At 33.7% G+C, this 4,418-nt stretch carries 6 protein-coding genes; all 6 read right to left on the bottom strand.

All coding sequences use genetic code 11. The features are described from left to right. The coding region (locus tag ACGF7G_RS21670) for a hypothetical protein (RefSeq protein ID WP_387468310.1) at nucleotides 1-383 on the bottom strand (383 nt) is incomplete at its 3' end. After that, a complete protein-coding gene (locus ACGF7G_RS21665; RefSeq protein ID WP_387468309.1) occupies nucleotides 329-688 on the bottom strand; it encodes a hypothetical protein in 360 nt (119 codons plus the stop codon). The genes ACGF7G_RS21670 and ACGF7G_RS21665, both read right to left, overlap by 55 nt. 137 nt (nucleotides 689-825) lie before the next feature. Then, nucleotides 826-1,761, bottom strand: a complete 936-nt coding sequence (locus ACGF7G_RS21660) for a hypothetical protein (RefSeq protein ID WP_387468307.1) — start codon at nucleotides 1,759-1,761, stop codon at nucleotides 826-828. A 201-nt stretch (nucleotides 1,762-1,962) separates the two neighbouring features. Further along, nucleotides 1,963-2,124 (bottom strand): hypothetical protein, encoded by a 162-nt coding sequence (locus ACGF7G_RS21655; RefSeq protein ID WP_387468305.1) that lies wholly within the window; start codon nucleotides 2,122-2,124, stop codon nucleotides 1,963-1,965. Between the two features lie 89 nt (nucleotides 2,125-2,213). Continuing rightward, on the bottom strand, nucleotides 2,214-3,224 hold the full coding sequence (locus tag ACGF7G_RS21650) for a cytotoxic necrotizing factor Rho-activating domain-containing protein (protein ID WP_387468303.1): 1,011 nt from the start codon (nucleotides 3,222-3,224) through the stop codon (nucleotides 2,214-2,216). Between the two features lie 27 nt (nucleotides 3,225-3,251). Continuing rightward, nucleotides 3,252-4,163: a cycle-inhibiting factor gene (locus ACGF7G_RS21645; protein ID WP_387468301.1), complete on the bottom strand. Its 912-nt coding sequence runs from the start codon at nucleotides 4,161-4,163 to the stop codon at nucleotides 3,252-3,254. Between the last annotated feature and the right edge of the window lie 255 nt (nucleotides 4,164-4,418).

The raw sequence follows: 4,418 nt of genomic DNA, 5'->3' as shown, positions 1-4,418 counted from the left end.
AAAGCCTGATCATTGCGACTAAAACAATAGCCTAAAATAACATGATAATCCGAAGAATTAATAATTTCCTCTATCTCCTGATAGGTGGTTTTTATGACATCTTTGATATGTATTGGTTTACTCCTATTATAATCTCCTTTTCTATCATATCTGTCTTCTTTAAAAAATAGCTTTTCACGTAAGTCCTTTCTTCTAACTCCATTTATATTAGCATCCCAATTAAACCCAAAAGCGTCACCGTGAGATCCTGTTAAGATTAAAATGGGTTTACCATCATAATGAGGATTGAATTTAATCATTCTTTTAAGGTGATTTAAATCATAAGCTGTTATGGCGGTATCTGAGCTATAAATTTCCTTACCATCAATAATATAGAATGCCAATTTTTTCCATTGGTATTTCTTCTCTTGAGCTGTTGTTTGGTTAAAATACCTATTTTAGGATCATGCAAATGTTGAAACTCATTAGGTATATTCGGTTGCTTACTAAAAACAGGGTTTCTCATATTACTACTGCATAAATTGTCAGTCTCTGATGCAGCCTCAGTCGTTCCAGCCATATGGAATTTGGGATTGAAAAATGAATTGGTAGGAATTTCTCTTTGATGGTCTGTTTTGGTTGCTTCGTGTTTTATTGAATTTGCTTTTTTACTTGTATGATTATCTTTTTTATTGAATATGAAATACATATTATCACCTAAATCTCTGGTAAAGGGTATATTAGGGGTAAGTAAAATATAGATTAAATGGTCATTGGTATTTTACTTTCATCTAAGAGACGATGGGATCAACTTTAAATATATTAATAAAAGGGGTGGTTATATATCTACCTATTTCTCTTTCCTCCTTTTATATGATCAGAAAGTATAGGGGTTTTATCTCTGGTAAATATAATCTGGTGTTTAAAGTTAAATTTCTCCCTCATTTTATTTAAATGTTCCTGCATAGGATTAATACTTAGGTGAGCATCTCCTATGGAGACAACAAATGTATGATTTTCCTTTTCAGCGGCGTGTTTTGCCATTTTCTCTGCTAACGTTGGATTGATATATTCATCGCGCCATGTACCAGAAGTAAAACGGAGCATTGCTGGCGCAACTTTCTCCAGCTCCCCTCTATTGCCGGCTTTCGCCATAATTTCATTCAATTCATTACCTAGTTTTTTGAAATTAGGTAAAAAACTCTGAATAGCAGTCATATAGAATTCATAAAATGAAGAAATATCTTTTTCTGTTAGCTTCATTGGTTCACTTATTGATGTCATCGATAGATCAAACATCTCCTTCATGGCATTGGATAATGCTGAATCCTCCCATCCAACAATTTCAGCCCGCCTATTTTTATTCATAAACAGTCCTGGTTTTGCCATAAATTCTTTTGGTATATATTCCGAATTATTTTCATTTATCTGTTCATCTGTTGCCTCAATATAAAGTTGAAGTGTGCCAGCATCAAAACTACTATTAACATCAGGTATATTTTTTGCGTATTGAAATGGTGGTTTATTATGACCATCACCGGCAATAATAATTTTAGGCTGTTTATTGGAGAATATTTCTTTCATTCTTTCTGTAGTCAGTTCCACCTCTTTATCACCTTCATAAGTAAACCATTTGTTATGATGATCGGCAGGTGTGACAGAGTTGGAATTATTCCCCAGTTCTAATTCCAATGGATTGCTATCATGATGAGTTGCGTTATTTGACTGTAATTGGCGTCTTTTTTGCTTTTGCTGTTCTTTTTCGCTATATTCGTGTTCCATATTATCACCTATTAGATTGATATAGTAAATATATTTTAAAATTGATATTTTTATCCTAAATTATGATGCATTGGGTAAGGACTTTTCAGCCTTACCAAACTATCATCTTCTCTAGGGAGCAGGGCGAGAACACGAACGTTTTTTGAACTTAAATTGCACATAACACAATCTAAATATAAACAAAAAACACTCAATTCAACGCTATTCAAGCATTGGGTAGTGCTTTATTTGAGCGATTTGTTCAAAATACAGCCTTTCATGCTCTCGCCCTGCTCTAGGGAGTTGATTATAAGCTAAAAGTCGCTGTGAATTATCTTTTAGCCAAGATTTATCCGTTTTTTCTTGGTTTTTATATGTAGGCATAATGTCTCCTTAATATATTAGGTAAAGGTTTATTTATATAAAATTATCAATTGGCGGAAAGTAGATTAGATAAGTATCACCTCTGATGACTATAACAACCGTTTTTTGAGTGAATTGATAACTTTAATGGCATTGCCTTTCTTGTTTGATTGAACAATAGCATCTTCCGACAATACCTTGACGTTCACTTTTCCTTTATCGTTAGCCAGTAGTGCATAGCTGTAGCCAACCCTGCCAAGATAGGGTTCTGTAGGCTTGCTTTCGTCATAGTTAAAAACGCTGACATTTTCTGCTTCTGCTGGGTTGTTAATTTTAACTCCCTGTTTTCCCATATAGGTAATAACACTCTGATCATATGTTGCAAAAATATTTATTAAATCGTTGTTATGTTCGCTAACCGTAATGGGTTCGCTGTTTGGTAAAAGGGCTCTATGGCTTTGATTGGTAGCGGTAACGCCTTGCCGACCTGTTTTCCATTCATTATCGCCGGGTTTCTGCCCTGTATGATAGGCAAAGAAATAGTTACCCTTTACGGCATATACCATGGTACAACCGCTCAACGCGCCGGATGTGACAATAACCGGATATCCGGGCTGAATATCTTTTAAATCAATTCTTATTCCTACGGTTCCTGATGCGCCGTTAGCTACATTAATACCGGTAATATTGGGATCCAACGTGTTTTTTTCCCAATGTATTCCTATTGTTCCCGAGCCCGATTCTGAAGATGTCACTTGGCCCCCATGGAATCCTGTAATCACATCATGAAAAGAGTTTTCCTCATTTCTTAAGGAAACCGCATGTGCAAGCTCTTGGTTGCTGTCATAACGATGAGCTGTAACTTTTACGTTGATAGGTGTATTACCTTTACCGACTAATAACCCTTTATTCTCCAGCGGGGAAATATGCCCTTTGTTAATTTTTCTATCTGCAAGAAATTGTTTTAATCCCTTCATTTGCCTGTCTGTATGGCCTTTTTTATCTTGCTGGAGAGTAAGGGATTCATTTGGTAGTTGGCTATCCTCATCTGAATCACCTTTTTGCCATTTATTCTTGTTAGTTTTACTGATTTTTTCTTGGTCTTTATATGATATAGGCACAATCGCTCCTTAATATATTAATGAAAATCAGATCCCAAGTTTAGCTTTTAAGTTTTCAATATTTTTAAAGAAGTTATTTTTGTCATATTTGCTTAAGTAAATATTAACTTCTTGATCTCTTTTAAATCTATTTAACTTTACGTTGGACATGTTTTTATTTATTTCAAGTAATTCTGCAATGAGTTTCTTTTGCTCACTTTCAGATAATATATTGAATTCATTACTTAATAATTTTTTTAGCTTATCAGCATTAATGGGCTCTTTTCCTCTGGAACTTAACCAATCTACTATTTTAAGTGCAGGTAATACGCCATTTCCTAAATCTGACTGATAAATATATCCTACAATTCCTTGGCTGGTTGATGTAATATCAATCAGAAACATATGTCCAAATCGGTGATCATTAACTAATGTAACATAGCTACTCGAATCGTTGAATTGACCAAGTTTTTCGGAAAATTCATTGCCGTTTATTTTTTCTTTTTTAAATTGTTCTACAGGATTAACGGCCTGTTCTCCTTCGGCCATTAATTTAAATATATTTTGTGCAGACAAGCCGCAAACCGGTTCAATGGGATCATAAGGGTTTACGCCAACAATATCTTTATAAGCTTCAAGTCCTCCGAATTGAGAAACATTCTCATCGATTGCTTTAAGTATAACATCAGAATTTCTATCGATGATTTTATCCTCCCAATTATCATACCAAAGTAATTTGTTTCCCTTGGGATCATTATGGAGTTTTATAATATCATCTATTAATTCTGTAGAATTTTCGTTATCGTTTTGGGATGATAATCTCCCTCTTAGTTTAGATGGCTTGGTGTGACAACCCACTTCCAGGTGCGAGTCTGTTGCTATATTTGCAGATTTTGCTGCATTTTTTGTTTCTGTTTTTCCACCATCTTCTTTAATATTTTCACTATATTCGTTTTGCATTATTTTACCTATAGAATGGAATGAATTCGATGAATGAATAGCATATGGATCAAACTAATATTTCACTATTTTATAACATGGAAAGCTGAAATAAATATATTAAAAATAATTAATTTTAATAAATAATGATTTGTTAGGTGAGTGATCGTTTTTTATTTTAGTATAAAAATAATTTTAAATCCCAATTAACTTATCAGTATTTTCTTTAGAAACAACAATGCCAACACTGTTTATCTTAACAATAGCCGCCTGGCT

The organism is Photorhabdus sp. RM323S (genome assembly GCF_042879375.1).
Taxonomy (GTDB): domain Bacteria; phylum Pseudomonadota; class Gammaproteobacteria; order Enterobacterales; family Enterobacteriaceae; genus Photorhabdus; species Photorhabdus tasmaniensis.
This window is presented reverse-complemented; position numbering and strand designations above follow the sequence as displayed.

Bases quoted from the DNA above. Each gene is read 5' to 3' on its own strand.
- ACGF7G_RS21660 (WP_387468307.1), bottom strand. From the start codon at position 1,761: ATGGAACACGAATATAGCGAAAAAGAACAGCAAAAGCAAAAAAGACGC.
- ACGF7G_RS21665 (WP_387468309.1), bottom strand. From the start codon at position 688: ATGTATTTCATATTCAATAAAAAAGATAATCATACAAGTAAAAAAGCA.
- ACGF7G_RS21655 (WP_387468305.1), bottom strand. From the start codon at position 2,124: ATGCCTACATATAAAAACCAAGAAAAAACGGATAAATCTTGGCTAAAA.
- ACGF7G_RS21645 (WP_387468301.1), bottom strand. From the start codon at position 4,163: ATGCAAAACGAATATAGTGAAAATATTAAAGAAGATGGTGGAAAAACA.